Origin of the sequence: Lentilactobacillus sp. Marseille-Q4993 (assembly GCF_951230165.1) — a bacterium.
Lineage (GTDB): Bacteria > Bacillota > Bacilli > Lactobacillales > Lactobacillaceae > Lentilactobacillus.
In genome coordinates, this window is sequence record NZ_CATNVB010000066.1 from 1 (window position 1) to 1,514 (window position 1,514).

The window sequence follows — 1,514 nt, forward strand, 5'->3', positions numbered from 1 at the left end:
CATTTTCTTGAAAAACGGACAAGCCGTAAGGCTTATTTGAGTGTGTCCAGCCATCAGAAATAATCACAAATTACATGTATTAAATTAGGCATGAAACTTGATTTTTGGTAGAAAAAAGAAACCAAAGCGGTTGCTTGAGCTGAATTAAAAAAATCTAAAATATTTTTCATTTGTAAAATCTCCTATAGTTTAATATGTGATGTAAAAGTTGAACTGCCCATTAAAACAATAATTCCGGTCTGACTGCTACTTTGTGCCTCACTAAAAATAATACAATCTCCGCTTGATGTTTTGGTATAAGAAGGGGTATAGACTGAGTTAGTTGGATATTGCATTCCCGTGACACCGTCTGTTTCAACTTTATCAATTATTCCAACACTTCTTGGAAAAAGCACAGCTGCTGATCCCACAACGAACGATTGATACATTGCCCCACCAATCGTATAGGTACCGATAATAGTTTTGACATTTCCAGAAACTGAAACATTATTTATCTAAATAACTCCAGTCCCACCATTGCTTGGAACCATTGGGATGTAATCACCAACTTTTAGTCCACCAGCCATATCTACAGTTGCAACGTCTTTACCATTGGACTGTAGTCCGGCGGTAAAATTTTGCTTATTAGTTGTAAATCCACTAATTGCTTTGTTGACATCATTTAGTGATGCCAAATTACTTGAGTCACTACTGACCACTGGTTTTTTGAAAGTCTTAATGACATCAATCGTTTGGTCACTATCTAGAGATACCAAATTGCCGCCAAAGCTGACTTTTTGCCACGGTTGCCATTGCTTATTACTAAATCGTCTACTATAGGTGTCATCTGAATCATGAGAATAAGCAATCTGTCGAATTGATCCAGAATAATTTCCTTTAATAATCTGAACGAACCAGTTTAACTGTGTGGAATTAGGAATTAGCTGTTATCAATTTCGGGTAACAGCTTTTATTTACTCAAATGAACTAACGATAGTTAGAAATTTGGACGCTATTGAAAACTAAAAGCGAGTCTTCACATTAGCTTCAAAAACAAACCTAGATAAAAAATGAAGGAATTACATTTCAAAATATCATTAGCATCTACTTAACAGTACCAATGAAAATCAGTTTTTATATACTAGTTACCACGTTAAAAAATGGGCTTTTCCTATCCACCCCATTTATCAGATTACAACATCTAATTTTTTCTAATTAACTTCAGAATTCTTTTATCTAAGAAAAATCCGGCCAATAAACAAATAATACCTATAATTTTAAATGGCCAAGTTGCTGAATTTATTAAAATTAACAGTCCAACAACAAATACAATTGTCGAAAATGTTTGCAATTTTGTTTGCCTCCTGACTGAGCAAATCCCAATGCACCAAAAACACATCCCACAAAATTTATGGAACTATACTTTCTGGTATTGATGAACATCATCAATGCCAGTTTTTTTATCCAAAACAAATAGGACATCACTGTCCCATATGCTAAGATTTAAGCGTCTAAACAAAAAACAAGCGAGGTGT

Annotated in this window: 2 protein-coding genes; both read right to left on the reverse strand. The window is 34.1% G+C overall.

Annotated features, from left to right (window positions below):
• Window positions 1-182 precede the first annotated feature (182 nt).
• Window positions 183-428 carry a hypothetical protein gene (locus QOW94_RS10940; protein WP_283680491.1) on the reverse strand — a complete coding sequence of 82 codons (246 nt, stop codon included), beginning with the start codon at window positions 426-428 and terminating at the stop codon, window positions 183-185.
• A gap of 66 nt (window positions 429-494) precedes the next feature.
• Window positions 495-755: a hypothetical protein gene (locus QOW94_RS10945; RefSeq protein WP_283680492.1), complete on the reverse strand. Its 261-nt coding sequence runs from the start codon at window positions 753-755 to the stop codon at window positions 495-497.
• Between the last annotated feature and the right edge of the window lie 759 nt (window positions 756-1,514).

Excerpts from the sequence above, each read along its gene's own strand:
- QOW94_RS10940 (WP_283680491.1), bottom strand. The coding sequence starts at position 428 with ATGTATCAATCGTTCGTTGTGGGATCAGCAGCTGTGCTTTTTCCAAGA.